This is a genomic window from Pseudomonas sp. ANT_H12B (assembly GCF_008369325.1).
In the GTDB taxonomy this organism is placed as follows: domain Bacteria; phylum Pseudomonadota; class Gammaproteobacteria; order Pseudomonadales; family Pseudomonadaceae; genus Aquipseudomonas.
Map to the genome: position 1 here is coordinate 160,939 of NZ_VOBI01000012.1, position 22,554 is coordinate 183,492.

The window sequence follows — 22,554 nt, forward strand, 5'->3', positions numbered from 1 at the left end:
CCTCATTTACAAAGCCCGGATTTGTACCGGGCTTTTTTATTTCTCTTCTGCGCTCGATCGGCTCAACCGGATCTAAAAAAAACTCCACCTAAAATGGCAAAAAACACCAACCCCCTTGAGCAGTTTTGGCATAGGCCAATAACGCTGCCGACTCTAGACTCGCCCCCCAATAACCGCGCCAAAGTGCAACCGAATCCGGGACTGAGCCAGGGGAACCCGCATGAACCCATCCGATATTTTTGTTATCAGCGCCGTCCGCTCTGCCATCGGCAGCTTTGGCGGTTCGCTCAAAGATGTATCGCCTATTCAATTGGCGACTGACGTTTGCCGCGCCGCCATCGAACGTTCTGGGTTGGCGCCGGAGCACATCGGCCATGCGGTGATGGGTCATGTGATCCCGACGGAGGCGCGTGATGCCTACATCTCCCGGGCGGTGGCGATGAATGCCGGCCTGCCGAAAGAGACGCCCGCCTTCAACGTCAACCGCCTCTGCGGTTCCGGTTTGCAGGCGATTGTCAGTGCGGCTCAAAGTCTGATGTTGGGGGATGCGGGGGCCGCGCTGGCGGGTGGCGTCGAGTCCATGAGTCGCGGCGCCTACCTGTTGCCACAGGCGCGCTGGGGCGCACGAATGGGCGACATGCAAGCCATCGACTACATGCTCGGCGTCCTGCAAGACCCGTTTGCCGGTTTCCATATGGGCATTACCGCCGAGAACATTGCCGAGCGCTACGGCATCACCCGCCAGGCCCAGGATGAACTGGCGCTGGTCAGCCAACAACGGGCTGCCCGGGCGATTGCCGAAGGCCGATTCCTCGAGCAGATCGTGCCGATCGAAGTGGCGACCCGCAAAGGTCCGGTGTCGTTTGCGACGGACGAGCATGTCCGTGCAGAGGCCAGTTTCGAGCAATTGAGCAAGATGAAACCGGCCTTCAAAAAAGATGGCAGCGTCACCGCCGGCAACGCGTCTGGCCTGAACGATGGCGCCGGAGCACTGATCATGGCCACGGGGCAGATGGTTCGCGAGCAAGGCCTCAAGCCAATGGCCCGCCTGGTCGGTTATGCCCATGCCGGCGTCGAGCCGGAACTCATGGGATTAGGCCCGATTCCCGCCACCCGGCTGGTACTCAAACGCGCGGGCCTGACCGTGGCTGACCTGGATGTCATCGAATCGAACGAGGCATTCGCCGCGCAGGCGTTTGCCGTGGCGCACGAACTGGGCTTTGACCCGGAGAAGGTCAACCCCAACGGTTCGGGTATCTCTCTGGGCCATCCGGTGGGCGCCACTGGCGCGATTATCGCCACAAAGGCCATTCACGAACTGCACCGTTGTCAGGGCCGATATGCCCTGGCGACCATGTGCATTGGCGGCGGCCAAGGCATCGCCGTGTTGTTCGAACGGGTCTGATGGGGCTCAACGTTGACGGCGCCTGTTGCGGGCGCCGTCAATGTGAATGACTGACCGTTACTTCGGTTGCGCCACCGTGCGCAAATAAGGTTTCACTGTCTTGAAGCCATCCGGGTATTTCTTCTTCGCGTCTTCGTCGGATACCGACGTAGGAATGATCACGACCTCTCCCGGACGCCAGTTCACCGGGGTAGCAACGGTGTGCTTGGCATTCAATTGAAGAGAATCGAGCAGCCGCAACACTTCATCGAAGTTGCGCCCGGCACTCATCGGATAGATCAGCATCGCCTTGACCTTCTTGTCCGGGCCGATGATGAACACTGAACGCACCGTGGCGTTGTCGACGGCGGTCCGTGAGCCACCACTGGCATTTGGGTGAATCATGTCGTAGAGCTTCGCCACCACCAGGTTCTCGTCACCGATCATGGGGTAGTTGACTGCGTGCCCCTGAGTCTCCTCAATGTCTTTGGCCCAGCTCTGATGATTACTGACGGGGTCGACGCTGAGCCCGACAATCTTGGTGTTGCGCTTGTCGAACTCCGGCTTGAGCCCTGCCATGTAGCCGAGTTCAGTGGTGCACACAGGGGTGAAATCTTTCGGGTGCGAGAACAGGATGGCCCACTTGTCACCCATCCACTCATGGAAATTGAGGGTGCCTTCGGTGCTCTCAACGGAAAAGTCCGGTGCTTCGTCGCCAATGCGGATTGCCATGTTCTTTCTCCTGTGGTTGGTAGGGAAACGCTCGGAACGCTTCAGTATAGGAGACGCTTCAAAACACGACGGTTACCGGCGCATTCACTCGACAAGCCCTGGTTGATGCTTCCCGCCCTGCAACCATTGGCGAGGACTTACACCCGTTTTACGACGAAAAGCCCTGGCCAGTGCCGAAGGGCTTTCATAGCCGACTTCATCGGCGATCAATGCAATGGACTTGCCTTCACGCAAGCGTTTCTGGGTCAGACTGATCCGCCAGCTCACCAGATAATCGACCGGCGTCTGCCCCACCACCAGACGAAAGTGTTCGGCAAAACTGGCGCGAGACATGTTCGCCGCCGCCGACAACTCGGCCACCGTCCAGGCCTTGCCGGGCGAGTCGTGCATCAGACTCAAGGAGCGCGCCAGACGCGGATCGGCGAGGCCGGCCATCATTCCGGGGCTCTGGTCACGGCTGGTCAGAATGTGCCGCAGCAGCTGAATCACCAACACTTCGAACAGCCGATCCATCATCGCTTCGCGACCACAAATGCCGCCGAAGGCCTCGTTGAACAACCAGTCCAAAGTACCGGCCATCGTCGGTAGTTCATCGAGTTCAAGGATCAGGTAATCGGGCAAGGCCGCCGCCAGTGCATTACCCGCGCCGCCATCGAAGGTCAGCGAGGCACACACCAGCTGAGTGCCGGACGTTTCAGGGGCCAACAAGCGATGACGGTAGGGCCGCGGGAAAAAAATCAACGTAGGCTTGTTGAGCTGGATATTCCGCTCATCGGCCAGTTTGAGGCTCAACTCGCCGGCCTGAAGCAAATGCAGATGCCCACTCGTTTGATGGCCATCAAAGCCCGTGGTGCCACAAAAAGCCCCGCTGTGGAACGTGCCGGCGCTGACACCGAAATGCGTAAGCAAGGTAGATAAACGATCCATAGAGCGGCTCCCGAGGGCATATCTGGACGATCTGTCGCATATCCTCGACGATTAGCACCCTGAACACCAGCTCTCGTCACTAGCATGGACCCCGTACCCAGCGCACATCCGCGCTTGAATCGACGGAGAGTCCCCATGAGCCGCATCACCACCCTCAGCCTTGAACACGTCAGCGACACCACCCGTACGTTGCTGGAAGGCGTGCAGAAAAAAATCGGCTTCTTGCCCAATGTCTTCAAGACACTGGCCCATGCACCCGCGGTGCTGGCGGCCTATCTGCAACAGTCTGTAGCCCTGGGCAAGACGTCCTTGAGCGCCACCGAGAAAGAAGCGATCTATCTCGCCACCTCGCAGGTCAACGGCTGCGAATATTGCCTGGCGGCGCATACGGTGTTTGCCGGCAAGGCAGGGCTCAGCGGGCAAGACATTCTCAGCGCCCGCCATGGCCAGCTCAATGCGTTTGCCACCCTCGCCCGGCAAGTCACTGAAAGCCGCGGCCACCTGAGCAGCGAACAGGTCGAAGCGGCACGAGCAGCCGGTATCGACGACGCCAGGATCATTGAAGTGATCGCCCACGTGGCGGCTCAGACGCTGACCAACTACCTCAACAACCTCGCCCTGACTGAGATCGACTTCCCTGCGATCGATGCCTGAACCAGACTTTTAACTTCGCGAGTACTGACCATGAACACTGTGACGCTTTACACCACCGACACTTGCCCCTATTGCCGCAACGCCAAGGCGCTGTTGGCCCGCAAAGGCATAGAAGCCCGGGAAATAAACGTTCAATCGGAACCCGGAAAATTTGAGGAGATGCTCACCCGAAGCGGTCGTCGCACCGTCCCGCAAATCTTTATTGGCGACACTCATGTCGGAGGTTTCGACGACCTGGCCAAACTGGATCGTCAAGGCGGTTTACTGTCCATGCTGGCCTGAAGCCGTATCGAAAAGCACATTGAATGAGCCCGGCACATGACGTGCAGTGCCGGGTGATTTTCAACACTTCATTTACGCGCCAACTTATACCTGACGCACTCTTCATAGAAGCTCTCCCGCACCGCAGCGGGTTTGATCCGCGAGTTACTGTCGTAGGTCTGCTCGGTAATGCCCATGGCCATCATGCGCATCCACGATTTGTTGAACTTGTAAGCATGAATCTTCTGGCGAGCGGCATACAGAGAGACGCCCGACAACTTGAGTTCCTGTGCTCTTGCGGCGGTCCCCGCCCCCCAACTGCACATAAACTTGTCATTCGACATCAGTTCCTTGGCCTGGACAGAGACTGCAACACTCGCCAGGCCAAACGAAATCAGCGTGAACAGCACATTGCGCATTCAAATCCCACCCTAACCACCTGAAATTGAAGTGATTCTGGCGACAAATCCTGCGCTTCGGGGCCAGCAAAATGCCTTACATTCACTCGATCAGGCTTGCTCGCTGCCTCAGGCCTTACCGTTTGAGCTGGCGTAGGCTGCGAATCAACATTCAGTGCATCACGCCAGCCATGCGCCGAGCTGCCTGCGTGTACGCAGCCGCGGTCCAAAACCCTATGGGCAAACCCGATCGGAGCACTCTATGATTGAACCCCATGACGACCTCTGCTTCGATCCGCCAACCCTGCCCGCCCGGCGCCTGCGACTGCGGGCGTGACCCGCTGCTGGAAACGCCGGGGGCGGATGTGCGCATCCTGTTTCTGACCCGCCCGGAGGAGAAACGCCTGATCGAGCGCCTGGAAAACCTCCAGAGCCTGAGCGACCTGGAGCATCTGCAACGGCGGATGTACGAACAATTGGGCATCCGCGTGGAGATCGTCCCGAGCTTCAATGAGGTGCGGACCATGCGCGGCATCGGCATCAATATCGGCGAACTGCCGGGGCTGTGCCGCAAGACTCGCTCGTCCATCCCCGCCGCCATCCGCCGCTCGATGGAGAAGCGCCCCGAGATTGCCTACGAGCTGCTCAACGCCAACGACCTGTTGCGCGACGCTTGACCCCTTCTCCCCCCCTGAAACCGAAAGAGGATCAGCGGTCGTACGCGTCACGCGCGCGGGTGCTATGCCTTCTCCAGGGAGAAATCGTTTCAGGCCAGCCAGGACAGAGCTGCAAACAGAGGCGTGACCATGGCCCCGGCGCCAGCCAGGTGCGCAAAGAGAAGCAGGTGCCAATCCGTAGCAGGAGGTGACAGACGTTATTCATAGTGAGTTGGTCGATCAGCCCGGAAAACCGGAACGTCGCGATCGGTCGCTTTCTCAAGACCGGGGCCCTCCCACCCGATGGCGTCACGATGAAGGGTCGCTGGCACGCCGTGGGAGGTTCGAGTGGTTTTGGTATTGCAGAGGCCAATGATCTGGTGCCGATTCAGAAATGGGTGCTGGAGTGGAACGACATCATGAAGATGGAAGTCCAGGCAGCACTGACCGATGAACATATGGCACCGTTGCTGAACGCCGCTGTCGGCAAATAACAGCCATGGGGGTGGCGAATGCTGCTGGCCGCCCCCCTGTCGTACCCCGGATCGTGACGCCTATTTTTTCATCCCGACCCGCCGACGCATCTCGGCGGTGATCGTCTGCCTGGTTTTCTTCACGTCCGCCCAAGGTTCATCGCCCACTTCCGCCAGGCGTTCATGCACGGTGTGCAGGTTCCACTGATTGCCACCCTTGAGCTCGGCCACTTCTTCGCGAAAGACCGGCACCGACACCGGCAGCCCTTCGCGGGTGCGCACGGCGTAGGCACAAATGGTGGTGGCGCCCAGGCCGTTGCGCAGGTAGTCGATGAAGATCCGCCCGACCCGATTCTTGGGACCCGACACCGCCGAAAAACGCTCCGGCAGCAACTTGGCCATGTGGCTGACGATGGCATGACTGAAGTCCTTGACCTCGTCCCAGCCCAACTTGCGCGTCAGTGGCACCACCAGGTGAATGCCCTTGCCGCCACTGGTTTTGAGGAACGCCTTGAGCCCCAGCTCATCGAGCACCGAGAGGGTCAACTGGGTCGCTTCGACCATGCTTTTCCACGGCAGCGCCGGGTCCGGATCGAGGTCGAGGACGAAGCGGTCGGGTTTGTCGAGATTGTCCGAGGTGGCATTCCATGTGTGCAATTCCACGGTGCTCATCTGTACGGCGCCGATCAAGGCTTCGGCATTATTGATGATCATCACGGGTTGGCCGGTGAGTTCCTTGTCCAGGGTGGAGATTCCCGGAATGGCCAGGCGCTCGGCATTTTTCTGGAAGAACAGTTCGCCAGCGATACCGTCCGGCGCGCGCACTAGCGCCACCGGGCGGTCCTTGAGCTCGGGCAGAATCCATTCGGCGACGCTGGCGTAATACTCCGCCAGCTGCACTTTGGTCGTGCCACTGCTGGCATCGATGACCCGGTCGGGGTGAGTAATGCGCACCTTGCCCTCTCCCAAATTGAGTTGAGAGGGTGCAGGCGCGGCTTTCTTTTTTGTCGTGGCGGAAGGCTTTTCGGCAGTGCTTTTCTTCACCACTTTTGGACGCTCCTCGGTAATTTCTTCGGCCGGTTTGTCGTCACGCAGGCCATGGAATACGGCGTGGCGCACCGAGCCGTCCTTGGTCATTTCGGCAAAGGCCACTTCGGCCAGCAGGCTGGGTTTGAGCCAGTGCACACCCTTGGCCTCAAAGCCGCTCGGCGGGTTGACCACCGACGTTTTTTTCGTCTGTAACGGCTGCAATTGCTGGTAGATGCTCTTGAGCGTCGTCTCGTTGAACCCGGTGCCAACCTTGCCCGCGTAACGCAATTCACCGCTGTCGCGGTCATGCAGCCCCAGCAGCAACGCACCAAAGGCATTGCGCGATCCTTTCGGATCGGTGAAGCCAACGACCACGAACTCCTGCCGATGCTTGCACTTGAGTTTGATCCAGTCGCTGCTGCGTCGGGACACGTAAGGCGAACCCAGACGCTTGCCGATCAACCCTTCCATCTGCATTTGGCAGGCGCTGTTGAGCAAGGCTTCCGGCTCTTCACCAAACGCGTCGGAGAACCGCAGTTGTGGGTCTTCGTTGGGTTTGAGCACCGTTGCCAAAGCGACTCTTCGCTCTTCGACGGGCACCCCGCGCAGGTCGACGCCATTGAGGTAAGGCAAATCGAACAAGTAGTAAACAATGTTGTCACTGTGGCCCGAATCGAACGCGTTTTGCAGGGCCTGGAAGTCGGGCACGCCCTGCTCATCGGCGACCACCATCTCACCATCAAGCCAGGCCGATTCAAGACCCATCGCCGCCAGCGCCTCGGCTTGTTTCGGCAATTTGTGAGTCCAGTCGTGGCCGTTGCGGGTGAAGAGTTTGACCTCACCGTGGTCGATGCGGGCCATGATCCGGTAACCGTCGAACTTGATCTCATAGCTCCACTGGCCGTCCGGGGCTTTTTCGACCAGCGTCGCCAGTTCCGGTTTGAGCAGTTGCGGCAGTTCGGCTTTGTGGGCGCCGGTCAATTGCGCCGTCTTTCCTTTGCGCGCCGGAGCCGCCGGTTTTTTGATCGGTTTTGGCTTCGCAGCCTTGGTTGCCTTTGTTGCTTTGGGAGCCTTGGCAACAATGGTCCGATCGCTGAGCACGCTGTCGGGCTCGGCGGCGACCACGTCGTAATCACTTTCGGGTTTGGCCGCGCCGTCCTGATGTTTGATCAGAAACCATTGCTCCTGCTTGCCCGGCATGTGCGTGCGCACCAGGTTCCACAGGCCGCCGAGTTTCTCCCCTTGCAGTTCGAATTTAAGCTTGCCCTTGGCATAGGCCTTGGCCGGATCATCCTGGGGAACCCACACACCACGGTCCCAGACGATCACATCGCCGGCACCGTAATGCCCTTCGGGAATGCTGCCCTCGAACGTCGCGTAATCAAGCGGATGGTCTTCGACGTGCACCGCCAGACGCTTGACCTTCGGGTCCAGCGACGGACCTTTTGGCACGGCCCAACTCTTCAACGCGCCATCGAGCTCCAGGCGAAAGTCATAATGCAGGCGCGAGGCGTCATGCTTCTGGATGCAGAACTGCAAGGCGTGATCTTGCGCCGACCTCTTGCCCTTACGCTTGGCGGCGGCCGGTTCGGACGTCGCCGAGAAGTCGCGCATGCGGTTGTAATCGTCCAGATTCTTGTTCATGGCGCACCTGCTGCCGACGCAACGCTTCCCCCGATGCCAGGGCCGATGCGGGTGACGATCAGCGCAACAACCGCAATCCGCTCCACTCGCTGATAGCCTGCGGTCAGCAGCTCTTCACCGAACACATCGGGATCGAGTTCGCGGTAGGTCCAGCCGAACGTTGGCGCCTCCAGACGCGGGATCAATGCGTCCAGAAACGGATCGCGACCATCAATCATCGCCACGCCGGTGTACAGCACCAGCGAGCCACCAGGCGCCAGTCGATACAGGGCTTGCTCGACAATGCGCAACGATAGCTGCTCACCGTGCGCCCCGCCGCCATGGCGGTAGGCACGCTCGGCCGGGTCGGCCATGTAGGGCGGATTGGCGACGATGAGGTCGAAGTTACCGTCGACGTCTTGCAGCACATCACTGGGCTCGACCGTGACGTTGGCGACTTCAGCAAGCGCCACGTTGACCGCCGTCATGCGTAGCGCCGCCGGGTTGATGTCGACCGCCAACACCTCGGCCTCACGACGTGCGCGGGCAATCACAATCGCCCCGACGCCTGCGCCGCAACCGATGTCCACGGCACGTCTGATCGGTGCGAAATTCTGTTGCAGGTGGGCGTGAATCAGCTGGGCAAAACGGTAGGTATCCGGACCGAAAAACACTGCGTCGTTTGCTTCGGTGGGGAACCCCGAATGCACGAACAGCAAATCGTCCAGACTCGACCAGCGCACGCGGCTTCTCAGCCGTCCGTTGCTTTCTTCGAGGACGCCCGTCTGTTGCAACTGGCGCTGTTCGTCCACTGACAACAGCCCAGGTTCAAACGGGCGTGACCAGCCGAAAACGTCGCGCAGGGTCCGGGCGCATTGGCCGAAGGAGCGATCGTTGACCCGCTGGTGGGTGAGTGGTGTCGGTGTGATGAACCGATAACCGTCAGCCTGCAAGCGGCGACCCAGTTGCAGCAACGCCAGATCGGCGGCAGACAGATGTTCTTCCTGATTCATGGCGTACTCCCTATCGAAGGCTGGATTGGAGTTCGATAAACCGTCGCGTGGCCATCAGGCCGGCCGGGTGGGAATGCCGATGCGCAGACAGCCACGGGATCAACACCTGCATCTGCTCAAGTGCGCTCAACCCGTCCAGCGCAGCACGCAGGCTCTGGATATCCGGGTCATTGGCGGGCACGGGGGGCTCTGTTGCGGCGCGGGGGCCGCGACGAGTCGCTACCGGCGAACGCCCAGGCTTCCAGTCTCCGCCAATCCAGTCATGCAGCAATTGTTTTTCGTAGGGGCTGAACACTCCGAACATGGCCGCGCCGTCGCCTTCGATCAATTGCCAGAACCGGCTGTCCTGCGGGTCCTGGTGATGCTTGATCCAGCCTTTGTTTTCCAGGGCCGTGAGGAAATCCGGCAACTGTTCAGGCATCGACAACCATTGATTGACGGTCTTGCCTTCAAAGCGGCAGTAGTCGGAATGCAGGTGCTGGCCGAACGAGCTTTTGCGCTCAAGCATGCTCAGCACTTCGCCATACAAGTCGAACGATTCGATGATGGCGCGACTGCCCTGCCCCAGATCGTTGAGCCGGTAGCCCGCCGAAACCCGGCGCAAAAATGCCTCGCGATCGCCTTCCAGCGGCATCAGTTGCAGCACCGATTGCACAGCCTTGTGTGCATGGCCGGTGCTGGCATTGTCGATGGTCACGTGCAGGGTGAAGTAATACGGATCGATGCCCAACTCGCTGAGTTCGTAAGCGCTGATCAGCAGATGCAGCGGTAGCTGTTCATAGCCGAGGTTGTAGCCGATGACCTCCGGCAAAAACTCGTCGCTACAGTAACCCAGCGCCAATTGCACCGCGCCTTGCAGGTAGCGCTCGTCGGCGATGACGCCGCTGTCCTGCAAGCCATGTTCGGCGAGCAATTTGCGGTAGATCACCACATGATTCTGCGCCGGGTTGCCGTCGCCCAACTCCTCCAGATAGGTGCGAATCAACCCGTCAAAACGAGGGTCGCGCCACTGTCGCAGCAGACCGTAGAGCCAGGCGCCGTCCACCAGTTTGGTAGGGGCAACGGCTTGCAGGAAAAACAGTGCATGCGCCTTGCTGCCGAAGAACTGCCGAGGCCCGCCAGCCTTGCGTTGTTGCAGATAGTCGGCGTATTGGCGCGCCACTTCGGCGCTGTGCTGCTCGACAAAGCTTTGCAGTGCCAACAGGTCTTGCGGCATTTCTTCAGGCAGGTCGGCAGCGTCCTGGAGCCGGGCTTGCAGGAAGCTTTTCGCCAGTGTGCGTTGTTGCGCGGCGTCGTCGCTCAGCAGCAGCTGTTCGTAGATCTGCTTCATGCTGCCGGCGCTGGACATCGCGTGTGCATGGGCCGGCCGGGATTCAAGTCGTGTCAGGGCAGTCATGGGTGTGTCTCTCGGTCTGAGGCCAGTGGCAGAACGCTGAATCAGCACGTCTCTACATCAGCAGAGCGACACGCCCGGAAAAAAATTCCATCGGCGTTGAAATTGCCCTGACAGACGGGCTTGTGGCCAACATCAGGCCTTTTTGCAAAGCGCGGCTATAGTCATTCATTCAGGCCCTGGTGACAGGGCTTATAACCAGCCTGCCCCTTTGCGGCAGCGTCGGACTTTCCTTTTCTGAGGAGATTGATATGAAGCGTACCGCACTTGCTGGACTGTTCATCTGCGCAGCATTGATAGCGCCCTCGGCGTTTGCCGCCGAGGATCTGTGTGATACCCAACTGAAGGGAGTCGAAAATTCGCTGGCGTCCAGTGAAGCGCAAAGCGAAGGGCTGAAAAACGATATCGACAAACTGCTCAAAGACGCAAAAGCGGCCAAGGCCAAAGGCACGGATGCGGGCACTAAAGACTGCATTGAGTTGACTTCACAGGCACAGAAAAAAATCGACGACGACCAGAAGGGCGATCAATAAGCATTGCTAGCGACGCCAGGCGATTGGCAGGCTTTGACCTGACAATCGCCCGTTCCCCAGCGCCGCCATAAGTCAGCGCTGGCCACTGTGTTTCATGGCTGATCCGGCGACCGGTCAAGGCCATGCTGCGCCAAGCGAATATACTGACGCAGGAACGCCTCGATCTCAGTAAGAGCGTGGGAACGATCATCAAACAGCGCCACCCTTGGCTTTTTGTTCCAGTTGCACTTGCAGCTCTGGATCAATCTGCAGCGCCGCCGCCAGTTCATCCAGATAGCTACGCTCGGCGTCCTGCTGATCGTCCACCAACATCACACTGGCCAGGTACATTTCCGCCGCCATGCCAGGATCCGTTGCCGATTGCGCCACATCGGCGGCATCCAGCGGTCGGGCGACTTCATCGTCCAGCCATTGCTGCAGCTCTGGATCATCGGTGTGCCGGCCGATTTCGCTGCTGATCATTTGCTTCTCGGTGTCATCGATCCGGCCATCGGCCTTGGCCGCCGCAATCAATGCGCGGAGGATTGCGTGGCTGTGGTCCTCGACTTCCGGGCCTGACAACAAGTCGACCGTGCGCGGTGCCTGTTGCGGCGCCGAGGCCTGGTTACGCTGCCAGGCCTGATACGCCTGGAATGCCATCATTCCCAACGACGCCAGTGCCGCATAGTTGGTGCCGCCACCCGACCGGGTCCGGGTCGAACCGCCCGTCGGTGAGCCACCGCCCAGCAGGCCACCGAGCAACCCACCCAAGCCACCTCCCGCGGCGCTGGAACCGGTGCCACCGCCCATCAGACCGCCGAGCAATCCGCCGAGACCGCCGAGGCCACCAGGGGCAGAGGTACCACCGCCGCCCTGTTGCGGCATCGAACCTTGGCCCGCCCGCAATAACTGTTCGAGCAAATCGTTGGTGTTCATGACGACATCCTCATCGATAGGAGTGATCCAGTCAGGCAACAATAGTCCTCGCAGGCAAATGCGCCACCACCGTTTGGCCGACGTCAACTGCGTCCTGCTTTACGCTGCTCGCGACGGGTGAGCGGCCTTCTGTGGCAGCCCGGCCCTGATCCGTTCGAGCCCCGGCCAGCCGGACAACGCCATTTATTTAATACCCTGGATTTATCCGGGGTATTTTGTTGCGGCCCAGCTAAGATTTACAGGTGGTGAACCTTATCCCCGGATACCCGGTCGATACATGCAACCTGACTTGGTTTGCCGACACCCCCATTAAAGGGGTGATAACTGGCTTGCTTCACTTTTTGGAGAACGCCCCCGTGATATCGACCGTACACATTGCCAGGCTCAAAGCATGGGGCGCCCATGGTTTTACCGCCACCGGCGTGGTCACTGCCTTCCTCGCGACGCTGGCCCTGCTGGAAAACCAGGCTACAAACTGCCTGCTGTGGCTGGGCGTTGCGCTGATCGTCGATGGCCTGGACGGTGCACTCGCGCGCAAGGTTAATGTCCAGTCGGTGCTACCGAGTTTCGACGGATCGATCCTCGACCTGGTGATCGACTACCTGACGTATGTGTTTATCCCCGCGTTGTTCATCTATCGCTACATCCCGTTGCCGGACTACACGCTGTTGCTGACCGTGTCGCTGATTCTGGTCTCGTCGCTGTTTTGCTTCTGCAACGTCAATATGAAGAGCGAAGACAATTACTTTCAGGGCTTCCCGGCCGCCTGGAACGTGGTTGCCCTGTGCCTGTACATCGTCGCCCCGACGCCGTGGATCACTTTTTTCACTGTCATCGGCCTGGCACTGTTGACCGTAACCCGGATGAAATTCCTTCACCCGTTTCGCGTGCGCAAGTTCATGCCGATCAACATTGCGGTGACGGCCATCTGGCTGCTGTGCAGCTTGTCGCTGGTGATTAACCATCCGGTCATCAACCCGATGGTGATGGGGCTTTGGCTGCTGATGTCGGCTTACTTCCTGGGGATCTGCATCTGGCGCACGGCGATGGAGTGGTTTGACGGGTCGCGGCACAAGTAACCCGCCATGGCCATCCACATCGTTCGACTCGGCTCACCCCGCACGCCCGATGAAGGCCTGCGGATCGGCACGGTTCGCCGCCCACCGCGCGGCGTACCGAAAGCCGAATTCGCCAGCCGTGATTTTTATGATGTCTGGCAGCCGCTGCTGTCACCCAGCCCGGAACTGGTGGCCGAAGCCAAGGCTGCCACCGATGAAAAAGCCTGGGACAGCTTTCGACGCAAGTTCAAGGCTGAGATGAACCATCCCGCGCCCAACCACTTGCTGGACCTGCTGGCCGCCCTTTCCCATCAAACCTCGCTGGCTGTTGGCTGTTACTGCGAGGAAGAAGCGCATTGCCATCGATCCGTGTTGCGAGAGCTGCTTGAGGCACGGGGTGCCAAGGTTGTGTGAAAGCACGTGATTGTTCCCACGCTCTGCGTCCGCTCTTGGGGACGCGGAGCGTCCCGGGCTGCATTCCCACGCTGAGCGTGGGAACGATCATCACCGGGTTCGGGATCGAGACACCAAGGATTGAGGTACTCACCATGAACAGCCAGATTCGCCTCGCAACGCCTGAGGATACGGCGGCTATCAGCCAGGTCATCATTCAATCGCTTCGCCAGTCCAATGCCCGGGACTACTCCCCTGAAATCATTGCGCAGGTGGAGAAAAGCTTTTCCGCCGAGGCTATTTGCACCTTGTTGAGCCAACGCCAGGTCTTTGTCGCGAACATCGAAGCATTGCGCGTCCGTTCTTCCATCACCGCAGAAGGCTTCTACTCCAGGCTGGGGTATCGAAAAGTTCACGACGAATTCCACGGTGCCGAGCGCACGATCATCATGCAGCGCCGTTTGCCCCGTTTAAATTCCAGGCACGCAAACGAGCTTGCTCGCGATATTGGTCAATAATTAAAGATTAGATGTTTAACCAATGACCGTTGTCTCCTTACCCACAGGAGGTTTGTCATGTCAGAACAATCACGCTTCATGCTCGTTGCCTCGCCGCTGATGGAACACAGCCCCGCCTTCGACCGGGCTGCGGCGCTGGCCAAGGCCGAAGACGCGGCACTGCACATCGTGGCGTTCGACTATCTGGAAGGCCTGGCGACCGCCAGTATGGTCAACGAAAAGGCTCTGGAGCAGATGCGGTTGGGCTACGTCGATCGCCACCGCCAGTGGCTTGAAGAGCAAGCCCGGCCCTTGCGCAAGATCGGCGTGCAGGTCACCACGGAGGTGCAGTGGGTCGAACGCCCGCTGGAGGAAATCCTGATTCACCTCAAAGAGCAGCCGATGGACGTGCTGATCAAGGCGCTGGAGCACCAATCGTTGCTGTCGCGACTGATGTTTACCCCGCTCGACGTGCATTTACTGCGCGAATGCCCGGTACCGCTGCATTTCGTCAGCCACGCCATCCACGCACTGCCCCGCAAGGTCGTCGCCGCGGTCGACCCCTTCCATCGCGATGATCACTACAAAACGTTCAATGACCGGATCCTTCACGAAGCGGCAAAACTGGCCAGCGCCTGTAATGCCGAACTGGATGTGGTCTACGCCTATGACCTTTCATCCATCAGCGCCGACGAATTCGGCTTCGACAATGGTTCGGCGTTTTTCTCGTCGGGCAAGGCTAAAACCCTGTTCGACTACCAGGAGGATGCCTTCAACGATCTAGCCGAGCGCAACGGCATCGCGCCGGAGCAGCGACACATGATCATGGGCAACCCGGCCAAGGTCCTGACCCGCTTTGCCGATGCCTATGACGTCGACGTGATTGTCATGGGCCGGGTCGGTCATCGCGGCCTGGGCCGGCTGATTGGCAGCACGGTGGAGCATCTGCTGTACAAAATGCCATGCAGCGTCTGGGTGATGCACACCGAGCGGCTGGATGAGTGATTGATCTACCGGACACCACAAAACCCTGTGGGAGCAAGCTCCCACAGGTGAGGTGTTGGCAGGTCAACGCCGGGTGATGACCACCTCAAGGTATTCACTCGGCACCACCATCGACTTGTCTCCCGCCCGGTTCATGCGGTTGATCAACTCGGTCAGGTCATCCTCCAGCCCCTTGGCGCCTTCGGGTGGCAGCGCCGCGAACGCCTTGTGGATCGGGCCGTACCAGTTGCGGAACGTGTCGATGAAGTGCGCGGCCGAGCGGTAGCGGAAGTTGAAGGTCTTGCGAGTGACCTGAACCAGGAATTTACTCTCGTCAAACTGCGAATGCAGCCAGGCTTCGGTGCCCCACTGCGAAGGCGGTTGTGCCCCCGGCGGTGGCGGCATGTGGCGGCCCAGGGTCTTGAACATCTGACCGACGAAACCTTCGGGCGTCCAGTTGGCGAGGCCGATCCGGCCGCCAGGGCGACAGACGCGCGCCAGTTCCGCGGCGGCTTTGGGCTGGTCCGGCGTAAACATCACACCGAATGTCGACAGCACGGCATCGAAACTGGCGTCCTCGAACGGCAGCGCCTCGGCGTCGGCCACCTGGAAGATCACTTCCAGACGTTCTGCCCTGGCCCGGTCTTCGCCACGCTCAAGCAGCGCGGCCACGTAGTCGGTGGAGGTGACGTGGCAGCCACGGCGCGCAGCAGCGAGTGTCGCATTGCCGTTGCCGGCAGCCACGTCGAGCACGCGTTCATCGCACAGCAAGTCGCAGGCTTCGGCGAGCTGCTCGCCGACGATCTGCAACGTGGTGCCGATGACGGCATAGTCGCCACTGGCCCAGGAGGCCATCTGGCGGTTTTTCAGGGCAGTAAGATCAATGGGTGTACTCATGAAGTCTGCTCCGTACGGATTGGAACGCGGCCGCGGATTATTCCGCCGTGGTGGGATCGATGATGGTCATGACCTGGGAAATGCGATTGGCCGGGAAGCCGCCCTGCCTGGCGTGCTCCTTGATCAGCTCTTCGTTCGGCGAGATGTACACGCAGTAGAGCTTGTCACCGGTGACGTAACTCTGAAGCCACTGCACCTCTGGCAAATCGCGCAATACCCTGCAGGACTTTTGCGAAACCGCTTTCAAATCCCTTTCTGACAGTGTTCCAGCACCCGGAATCTCGCGTTCTATGACGAACTTCGGCATGGCAACCTCTCATTCTTGTTATTGATGACAGGGTCGGCAGTGACCCCGTGCGCAAACTATCGCTCTGCCGCACGCTGGCGTCCTGCCCGATCGTCGGCCAACCCTGTCCGATCGTCCGGAGAATTCACCTTGCGCGGCATCGCACTCACAATCAGAAAGCCCTCAGCCGCTCGGGAAACCATCATGGACGCCCTGTCCCAGACGCTGCGTGTCGCGCGCCTGGTCGGCGCGATTTTCATCAATGCCAAGTTCACTGCGCCCTGGTGCCCCCAGTCGCCCAGCGCCGACACGGCGGCACCGTTTCTGGAGCCCGGTGCCGAACGCGTGGTGATGGCAGGCCCACGGCGCGCAGCCTGTGAGCCATTGATCTAGAGGGTTACGCGGTTGGAGCGGCAGCTTTGGCGTCAGCCTTGGCCTCTTCCAGCAACTGCTGAATCATCTTCTCCTGAGTCTCGTAGCGACCTTCACCAAAGTGGGTGAAACGCACCTGGCCCTTGGCATCGATCAGGTAGTGAGCAGGCCAGTACTGGTTGTCGAAGTTGCGCCAGATCGCGTAGTTGTTGTCGATCGCTACCGGGTAGGTGATGCCGAGCTGTTTCACCTGATCCTTGACGTTGTCGATGATGCGTTCGAAACCGTATTCAGGCGTATGAACACCGATCACCACCAAGCCATCCTTCTCATATTTCTTCGCCCAGTCCTTCACATAAGGCAGGGTGCGCTGGCAGTTGATGCAGTCGTAGGTCCAGAAATCCACCAACACCACTTTGCCTTTCAGAGCGTCGTTGGTCAGGGCTGGCGAGTTGAGCCATTGCACGGCGCCGGCAATCGAAGGCATGGCGCCTTGGGCGTTGTCCAGGGTCGAGTCGGCCTTGACCTTGCTGACGAAGTAATCGACGACTTTCGGTACGGTTTCCAGCACGCTCTTTTCGACGTTGCTGACGCCTTCGGACGAAGTACCGGCCAGCAGAACGTTGTCGGCACCGGTGGAAATCACCGCCGCCGCGGCCAGCACCGCCACACCGGTGCCACGACGCAGCCAACCGGTCACCGGGATCGACGGTTTCAAGCGATTGACCAGGCCGCGACCGGCGAAGATCAAGGTGCCCAGGGACAACGCGCTGCCCAGGCCGTACGCCACCAGCAACAGACTGGTTTGAGCATTCGCGCCTTGCAGCATGGCGCCGGTGAGGATCACCCCGAGGATCGGCCCGGCACACGGTGCCCAGAGCAGGCCGGTGGCGACGCCAATCATCACCGAACTCAACGGGCCGGACATTTTGCGGGTGTCAGGGTCGAGGCGATTGCCGAGCAATACGAATGGGCGGGCCAGCCAGTCACCGACACGAGCGGAAATCAGCGACAGGGCGAACAGCACCATCACCATGAGGGCGACGTGGCGACCGGTGTTGCTGGCGTTTACCACCCATTCGCTGCTCACCACGGCCAGGCTGGAGATCAGGGCGAAGGTCAGGACCATGCCGCCGAGGGTCAGCATGATCGAGGAACGTGTACGTTTGACACCGGCGAACAGGAACGGCACGACCGGGAGGATGCAAGGACTGAGGACGGTCAATATGCCGCCCAGGAACGCGATGAGAAACATGGGATCACCTTGGAATAAAGAAGGGGCGACACACAAGACATCCCTGTGGGAGCGAGCTTGCTCGCGATGAGGCCGGAACATTCAACATTGACGTCGACTGACACTCCGTCATCGCGAGCAAGCTCGCTCCCACATGGACATGTGGTGTTCACACAAACAGTGTCGGACTTCAGGCCGCATGGTTATCCAGCAACTGGCCCTGTGGTGTCCGGCTGGAACCATTTTCTGCAACCATCTGCCCCTGCGGTGTGCGGCTGGAACCGTCTTCAGCCAAAAAGGCACCAGCGCCCTTCTGCGCCACTGGTGTCAGCTGGAAGCAAGTCGCGCTGCCACAGCTTTTTTGTTCAACGGCTGCGTTGGCATGGGCAGCCGCGCCGGCCGCGGAGAAGGCGATTGCTGTCAAAAAGCGGGTTACGTTGTTCATGGCGTTCTTCCTGTTTCAAATGGGGTTGGCAATCGGTGATCGAAGCACTCAGTTTTCCGAGTTGCAGCTGTCAGCAAATTTGCGATAGTCCAGGACCTGGGTTTTGCTCTGGGAATCCAGGTAGGTCAGCTGGGCATCGACAATCCCGCAGGTCGGCGAGTCGTCCTGTTTCAGCGACACCACTTTCTTGATGTCCAGGTGAGTACCGTAGGTGTAGGTTTTAGGGGTGACATCGGCTTCGGCGCGGGCCGACAAGGTGCAGATGTTCAGGGCGGCAAACAGGCAAGCGGCGTAGACGGCTTTGGTGTTCATGGTGGTTTCCTCAAGGCTTCAATAGGTCAATCGTTTATTGGGCCGAGGCGGTTTGGGTTTGCCTCGATGGAACCTATTAGAAACTCGCGAGGTATCCCGTATGTGTCGGGAACAGGCGCGTGTAAATCGGTACGTATCAAAGCGGTCCCCGGATACACAGCGATACAAAACCCCCGAAAATTCGTGTTTTTGCGTCTGCATGTATCCGCTAACAGGCCAGATACACTGCAATACAAACGGCTGCGGGCGAGCGGGCCAAGGCTCGATAGACTGCGTGATATCCCCATCCACAGAGGCAAGGCCCCATGGAACACGTCGATCACATTCTCATCGTGGACGATGACCGCGAGATCCGGGAACTGGTAGGCAACTACCTGAAAAAGAACGGCCTGCGCACCACCGTCGTGGCGGATGGGCGGCAGATGCGCTCGTTCCTGGAGTCCACACCGGTGGACCTGATCGTGCTCGACCTGATGATGCCGGGCGACGATGGCCTGATGCTTTGCCGCGAATTGCGCGCCGGCAAACACAAGGCCACCCCGGTGCTGATGCTCACCGCGCGCAATGATGAAACCGACCGCATCATTGGCCTGGAGATGGGCGCCGATGACTACCTGGTCAAGCCGTTCGCGGCTCGTGAACTGTTGGCGCGCATCAACTCTGTGCTGCGCCGCACACGCATGCTGCCGCCTAATCTGGTGGTCACTGAAAGCGGTCGTCTGCTGGCTTTCGGGCGCTGGCGTCTGGACACCTCGGCGCGGCACTTGCTCGATGAGGACGGCACCATGGTCGCCCTCAGCGGCGCCGAATACCGGTTGCTGCGGGTGTTCCTCGATCATCCCCAGCGGGTGCTCAATCGCGATCAATTGTTGAACCTGACCCAGGGCCGTGACGCCGACCTGTTCGACCGCTCCATCGATTTGCTGGTCAGCCGTTTGCGTCAGCGCTTACTGGACGATGCCCGCGAACCGGCCTACATCAAGACCGTGCGCAGTGAAGGCTATGTGTTTTCCCTGCCGGTGGAAGTCCTCGGGGCACCGTCATGAATCGCTCGATTCGGTGGCCCCGCACCCTCGCCTCACGGCTGTCGCTGATTTTCCTCATCTGCCTGCTCCTCGCGCAGGCGCTGTCCTTCGGTGCGCAGTATTACGAGCGTTACGAAAGCGCGAAAAACACCATGCTCGGCAATCTGGAAACCGACGTCTCGACCTCCATCGCCATCCTCGACCGCTTGCCGGCCGAAGAACGCATGAGCTGGCTGAAACAACTGGACCGCCGTAATTATCGCTATTTGCTGAGTGAGGGTTCGCCGGGCACGGCTATGCGCGATACGCCCATCGCGATGACCTCGATCAAAGACGCCATCGGCAAGGATTATCCGATGACGGTGACCGACATTCCCGGTCCAATAAAACACTTTCAGGTCCACCTGAAACTGGCCGATGGAAGCCCGGTGACGATCGACGTGCTTCCGTCGATGGTACCGTTGTCGCCGTGGTTGCCTATCGTTTTGCTGGGTCAACTGGCGCTGATGATTCTCTGCACCTGGCTGGCGGTGAGAATCGCCATCCGCCCCCTCACCCGTCTCGCGCAAGCGGTGGAAACCCTGGACCCCAACACCCACGCCGTGCACCTGGACGAAAAAGGTCCGACCGAAGTCGCCCATGCGGCCAAGGCGTTCAATGCCATGCAGGCGCGCATCGCGGCCTATCTCAAAGAGCGCATGCAACTGCTGGCGGCGATTTCCCACGACTTGCAGACCCCGATCACGCGCATGAAGCTTCGCGCCGAATTCATGGACGACTCCACTGAGAAAGACAAACTCTGGAATGACCTGGGCGAGATGGAACACCTGGTGCGCGAAGGCGTCGCCTATGCCCGCAGCGTCCATGGCGCCACCGAAGAGAGTTGCCGCACCAATCTGGATTCGTTCCTCGACAGCCTGGTGTTCGACTATCAGGACATGGGCAAAGACGTTCAGCTGGGGGGCAAAAGTGACGCGGTGATCGACACCCGGCCACATGCCTTGAAGCGGGTGTTGGTGAACCTGACGGACAACGCACTCAAATTCGCCGGCGCCGCGCAATTGCGGGTGGAATCGAAGGCGGACGGCAGCTTGTCGATAAAAGTCATGGACCGCGGGCCGGGGATTGCCGAGGAGGAATTGGCTCATGTGATGGAGCCGTTCTACCGCGTGGAAAACTCACGTAACCGCAGCACCGGCGGAACCGGTTTGGGCCTGGCGATTGCGCAGCAGCTGGCAATAGCGATTGGCGGGTCGTTGGCATTGAGTAATCGTGAAGGGGGGGGGGTGTGCGCTGAGCTTAAATTACCGGCTCAGTAGCATGATCGTTCCCACGCTCTGCGTGGGAATGCCTCAATGGATGCTCCGCGTTCCAGCTCTCGAAAGGGACGCGGAGCGTCCCGGGCTGCATTCCTTTGCTGCGCGTGGGAACGATCATGCAAGCCCCAAAACTCCTTCCCCGTGCATCTGCCGCAACAACGCCAGCCCGCTGTCGATGAACTCCGGCGACCCGCTCGTCCCCGCCTCCACTGCCAACCCTTCCAGCTGCGCCCGTCCGTTCAACTCGGGAAACTCCTCAATCCGCTGCAGCAACCGCCACGCCAACGGACTCAGTTCGGAAAACTTCACACTCCAGTCCTCACACCGGCGCACCAACAGCAACGTCGGTTGAGCCGGTGGCGCTTCAGGCTGGTAATCCGGCCCCACCAACTGCACCGGCCAGCCATACGCCAGCGGCCAGGCCAGCGGCGACACCTGCAACGGTCGATCCAGCAACAACCCGGCATCGCTGGGCGGCAGCGGCTCAGCGTCGGACTGTTGCAGGGCCATCTCCACCCATTCGTAATGCGCCAGCTCCACCATGAACGGCGGCCAGGGCTCATCGACCAAGGCTTGCGGTTGCGAGGCGAGAAACTCGACAAACTCCCTGGCGATCTCGCCGAATTTCGGCGTGTGCGCGCGGTAGTCCCGCAGGAAGATCCGCACCAGCGAACGCCAGTGCTCATCGCCCAACACCTTGATCAGCACCGGGAAGGTCCCGCTGAGCAGCGATGACAGGTTGGCGAACACCAGGTCGCGATATACCTGCACCCGCGCAGCATCCATCTCGGCCGGTGGCGCGCAATGATCGGGATCGCGCAGGTAAAGGCCAAGGGTGTTTTGTTGATGAAACAGGTTTGGCTTATCCACGGTTCACCCCTTCGGTTTGCAGGCGGCGGATGGTTTGCAATTCGGCGACCAATTCAGAGAACGCCGGGAAGTTAAAATCCCGCTCCAGCAAGGTGGGTTGCGCGCCGAATCGAGCGTAAGCCTCGGCCAGCAGCGACCAGACCACCGGTTTCACCGAGGCGCCATGGGTGTCGATTTTCAAGGTATCGGACTCATCGAAGTGCCCGGCCACGTGCATGGCAACCACCCGGCCCGAGTCGATACCGGCCAGAAAAGTCTGCGGATCGAAACCGTGGTTGATCGAATTGACGTACACATTGTTGACGTCCAACAGCAGGTCGCAATCGGCTTCGCGCAGCACCGCGTTGGTGAAGGTCAGCTCGTCCATGTCCTGTTGTGGCGCGGCGTAGTAAGAGACGTTTTCCACCGCCAGGCGGCGGCCGAGAATGTCCTGGGATTGACGAATTCGCGCGGCGACGTGGTGCACCGCTTCTTCGGTAAAGGGCAATGGCAACAGGTCGTAAAGATGACCGTCATCGCTGCAGTAGCTCAAGTGTTCGCTGTAAAGCGGCACGTTGTACTGATCGAGAAAACCCCGAACCTCTTGTAGAAACCCGACGTCCAGCGGTGCCGGCCCGCCCAGTGACAGGGACAAACCGTGACAGGACAACGGATAACGCTCGGCCAGGGCCCGCAGCGCAGCGCCATGGGCGCCGCCGATGCCGATCCAGTTTTCCGGCGCGACTTCCAGAAAGTCGAAATCGCCCACCGGAGCGGCTTGAAGGTCCTTCATTAAACCGCGACGCAGGCCTAGCCCGACGGTGGCCTTCGTTGATATGAGGGGGGTCTGCATGATGTCGATCTCAGGGTTGCCAAAACGGAATCACAGTTA

The 22,554-nt window shown here is 59.8% G+C and carries 26 protein-coding genes and 1 pseudogene; 13 read left to right on the forward strand and 14 right to left on the reverse strand.

What is annotated here, in order from left to right:
* Positions 1–220: 220 nt before the first annotated feature.
* The gene (locus FQ185_RS19530) at positions 221–1,405 is read left to right on the forward strand and encodes an acetyl-CoA C-acyltransferase family protein (RefSeq protein ID WP_149418849.1); all 1,185 of its coding nucleotides are present in this window, start codon (positions 221–223) and stop codon (positions 1,403–1,405) included.
* A gap of 57 nt (positions 1,406–1,462) precedes the next feature.
* On the opposite strand, the gene FQ185_RS19535 is transcribed toward FQ185_RS19530, so the two are convergent.
* Together FQ185_RS19535 and FQ185_RS19540 are read right to left on the reverse strand one after the other, a co-directional pair.
* On the reverse strand, positions 1,463–2,116 hold the full coding sequence (locus FQ185_RS19535; RefSeq protein ID WP_149418850.1) for a peroxiredoxin: 654 nt from the start codon (positions 2,114–2,116) through the stop codon (positions 1,463–1,465).
* An 84-nt stretch (positions 2,117–2,200) separates the two neighbouring features.
* The gene (locus FQ185_RS19540; RefSeq protein WP_149418851.1) at positions 2,201–3,043 is read right to left on the reverse strand and encodes an AraC family transcriptional regulator; all 843 of its coding nucleotides are present in this window, start codon (positions 3,041–3,043) and stop codon (positions 2,201–2,203) included.
* A 135-nt stretch (positions 3,044–3,178) separates the two neighbouring features.
* Here FQ185_RS19540 and FQ185_RS19545 point away from each other — a divergent pair, with 135 nt between their 5' ends.
* Positions 3,179–3,697, forward strand: a complete 519-nt coding sequence (locus tag FQ185_RS19545; protein ID WP_149418852.1) for a carboxymuconolactone decarboxylase family protein — start codon at positions 3,179–3,181, stop codon at positions 3,695–3,697.
* Positions 3,698–3,727: 30 nt separating this feature from the next.
* On the forward strand, positions 3,728–3,979 hold the full coding sequence (gene grxC / locus FQ185_RS19550) for a glutaredoxin 3 (protein ID WP_149418853.1): 252 nt from the start codon (positions 3,728–3,730) through the stop codon (positions 3,977–3,979).
* Between the two features lie 68 nt (positions 3,980–4,047).
* On the opposite strand, the gene FQ185_RS19555 is transcribed toward grxC, so the two are convergent.
* Positions 4,048–4,377 (reverse strand): hypothetical protein, encoded by a 330-nt coding sequence (locus FQ185_RS19555; RefSeq protein WP_149418854.1) that lies wholly within the window; start codon positions 4,375–4,377, stop codon positions 4,048–4,050.
* 254 nt (positions 4,378–4,631) lie between these two features.
* Here FQ185_RS19555 and FQ185_RS19560 point away from each other — a divergent pair, with 254 nt between their 5' ends.
* Together FQ185_RS19560 and FQ185_RS19565 are read left to right on the forward strand one after the other, a co-directional pair.
* The gene (locus FQ185_RS19560; protein ID WP_149418855.1) at positions 4,632–5,033 is read left to right on the forward strand and encodes a hypothetical protein; all 402 of its coding nucleotides are present in this window, start codon (positions 4,632–4,634) and stop codon (positions 5,031–5,033) included.
* 206 nt (positions 5,034–5,239) lie between these two features.
* Positions 5,240–5,506: a DUF3303 domain-containing protein gene (locus FQ185_RS19565; protein ID WP_256730441.1), complete on the forward strand. Its 267-nt coding sequence runs from the start codon at positions 5,240–5,242 to the stop codon at positions 5,504–5,506.
* A 60-nt stretch (positions 5,507–5,566) separates the two neighbouring features.
* On the opposite strand, the gene ligD is transcribed toward FQ185_RS19565, so the two are convergent.
* Genes ligD through FQ185_RS19580 form a run of 3 tightly spaced genes read right to left on the reverse strand, consistent with a single transcriptional unit; the run spans position 5,567 to position 10,546 of the window.
* Positions 5,567–8,158 carry a DNA ligase D gene (ligD, locus tag FQ185_RS19570; RefSeq protein WP_149418857.1) on the reverse strand — a complete coding sequence of 864 codons (2,592 nt, stop codon included), beginning with the start codon at positions 8,156–8,158 and terminating at the stop codon, positions 5,567–5,569.
* Positions 8,155–9,150, reverse strand: coding sequence for a class I SAM-dependent methyltransferase (locus FQ185_RS19575; RefSeq protein WP_149418858.1), 996 nt, complete (start codon positions 9,148–9,150; stop codon positions 8,155–8,157). Before FQ185_RS19575 ends, ligD begins: the two co-directional genes overlap by 4 nt.
* A gap of 10 nt (positions 9,151–9,160) precedes the next feature.
* Positions 9,161–10,546, reverse strand: a complete 1,386-nt coding sequence (locus FQ185_RS19580; RefSeq protein WP_149418859.1) for an iron-containing redox enzyme family protein — start codon at positions 10,544–10,546, stop codon at positions 9,161–9,163.
* 248 nt (positions 10,547–10,794) lie between these two features.
* Between FQ185_RS19580 and FQ185_RS19585 the strand changes: the two genes are divergently transcribed.
* Positions 10,795–11,076, forward strand: coding sequence for a hypothetical protein (locus FQ185_RS19585; RefSeq protein ID WP_149418860.1), 282 nt, complete (start codon positions 10,795–10,797; stop codon positions 11,074–11,076).
* Positions 11,077–11,265: 189 nt separating this feature from the next.
* Here FQ185_RS19585 and FQ185_RS19590 read toward each other — a convergent pair whose 3' ends face one another.
* Entirely contained in the window at positions 11,266–11,991 is a 726-nt protein-coding gene (locus FQ185_RS19590; protein ID WP_149418861.1) for a tellurite resistance TerB family protein, read from the reverse strand.
* A 356-nt stretch (positions 11,992–12,347) separates the two neighbouring features.
* On the opposite strand from FQ185_RS19590, the gene pcsA reads away from it, so the two are divergent.
* The 4 genes from pcsA (at position 12,348) to FQ185_RS19610 (ending at position 14,944) form a co-directional block, all read left to right on the forward strand.
* The gene (pcsA, locus tag FQ185_RS19595; protein ID WP_149418862.1) at positions 12,348–13,070 is read left to right on the forward strand and encodes a phosphatidylcholine synthase; all 723 of its coding nucleotides are present in this window, start codon (positions 12,348–12,350) and stop codon (positions 13,068–13,070) included.
* Between the two features lie 6 nt (positions 13,071–13,076).
* Complete coding sequence (locus FQ185_RS19600) at positions 13,077–13,463, forward strand: DUF488 domain-containing protein (RefSeq protein WP_149418863.1); 387 nt, start codon at positions 13,077–13,079, stop codon at positions 13,461–13,463.
* A 134-nt stretch (positions 13,464–13,597) separates the two neighbouring features.
* Positions 13,598–13,960, forward strand: coding sequence for a hypothetical protein (locus FQ185_RS19605; RefSeq protein ID WP_149418864.1), 363 nt, complete (start codon positions 13,598–13,600; stop codon positions 13,958–13,960).
* Positions 13,961–14,017: 57 nt separating this feature from the next.
* Positions 14,018–14,944 carry a universal stress protein gene (locus FQ185_RS19610; RefSeq protein ID WP_149418865.1) on the forward strand — a complete coding sequence of 309 codons (927 nt, stop codon included), beginning with the start codon at positions 14,018–14,020 and terminating at the stop codon, positions 14,942–14,944.
* A gap of 63 nt (positions 14,945–15,007) precedes the next feature.
* Here FQ185_RS19610 and FQ185_RS19615 read toward each other — a convergent pair whose 3' ends face one another.
* Positions 15,008–15,820 carry a class I SAM-dependent methyltransferase gene (locus FQ185_RS19615; RefSeq protein ID WP_149418866.1) on the reverse strand — a complete coding sequence of 271 codons (813 nt, stop codon included), beginning with the start codon at positions 15,818–15,820 and terminating at the stop codon, positions 15,008–15,010.
* Positions 15,821–15,857: 37 nt separating this feature from the next.
* Positions 15,858–16,127: a DUF4242 domain-containing protein gene (locus FQ185_RS19620; protein ID WP_149418867.1), complete on the reverse strand. Its 270-nt coding sequence runs from the start codon at positions 16,125–16,127 to the stop codon at positions 15,858–15,860.
* A gap of 183 nt (positions 16,128–16,310) precedes the next feature.
* Here FQ185_RS19620 and FQ185_RS19625 point away from each other — a divergent pair.
* Positions 16,311–16,460, forward strand: a pseudogene (locus tag FQ185_RS19625) (AraC family transcriptional regulator); the annotation flags it as partial.
* Positions 16,461–16,503: 43 nt separating this feature from the next.
* Here FQ185_RS19625 and FQ185_RS19630 read toward each other — a convergent pair.
* The 3 genes from FQ185_RS19630 to FQ185_RS19640 all read right to left on the reverse strand — a co-directional run bounded on the left by FQ185_RS19630 (position 16,504) and on the right by FQ185_RS19640 (position 18,469).
* On the reverse strand, positions 16,504–17,733 hold the full coding sequence (locus tag FQ185_RS19630) for a cytochrome c biogenesis protein DipZ (protein WP_149418868.1): 1,230 nt from the start codon (positions 17,731–17,733) through the stop codon (positions 16,504–16,506).
* Between the two features lie 169 nt (positions 17,734–17,902).
* Positions 17,903–18,157 (reverse strand): hypothetical protein, encoded by a 255-nt coding sequence (locus tag FQ185_RS19635; RefSeq protein WP_149418869.1) that lies wholly within the window; start codon positions 18,155–18,157, stop codon positions 17,903–17,905.
* A 48-nt stretch (positions 18,158–18,205) separates the two neighbouring features.
* Positions 18,206–18,469: a DUF2790 domain-containing protein gene (locus FQ185_RS19640; RefSeq protein WP_149418870.1), complete on the reverse strand. Its 264-nt coding sequence runs from the start codon at positions 18,467–18,469 to the stop codon at positions 18,206–18,208.
* A gap of 305 nt (positions 18,470–18,774) precedes the next feature.
* Between FQ185_RS19640 and FQ185_RS19645 the strand changes: the two genes are divergently transcribed.
* Positions 18,775–19,515, forward strand: coding sequence for a response regulator (locus FQ185_RS19645; protein WP_149418871.1), 741 nt, complete (start codon positions 18,775–18,777; stop codon positions 19,513–19,515).
* The gene (locus FQ185_RS19650) at positions 19,512–20,813 is read left to right on the forward strand and encodes an ATP-binding protein (protein ID WP_149418872.1); all 1,302 of its coding nucleotides are present in this window, start codon (positions 19,512–19,514) and stop codon (positions 20,811–20,813) included. The genes FQ185_RS19645 and FQ185_RS19650 overlap by 4 nt, the downstream gene beginning before the upstream one ends.
* Before the next feature lie 114 nt (positions 20,814–20,927).
* Here FQ185_RS19650 and FQ185_RS19655 read toward each other — a convergent pair whose 3' ends face one another.
* Together FQ185_RS19655 and FQ185_RS19660 are read right to left on the reverse strand one after the other, a co-directional pair.
* Positions 20,928–21,683 carry a DUF2063 domain-containing protein gene (locus tag FQ185_RS19655; protein ID WP_149418873.1) on the reverse strand — a complete coding sequence of 252 codons (756 nt, stop codon included), beginning with the start codon at positions 21,681–21,683 and terminating at the stop codon, positions 20,928–20,930.
* Positions 21,676–22,515, reverse strand: coding sequence for a DUF692 domain-containing protein (locus tag FQ185_RS19660; protein WP_149418874.1), 840 nt, complete (start codon positions 22,513–22,515; stop codon positions 21,676–21,678). Before FQ185_RS19660 ends, FQ185_RS19655 begins: the two co-directional genes overlap by 8 nt.
* Positions 22,516–22,554 lie beyond the last annotated feature (39 nt).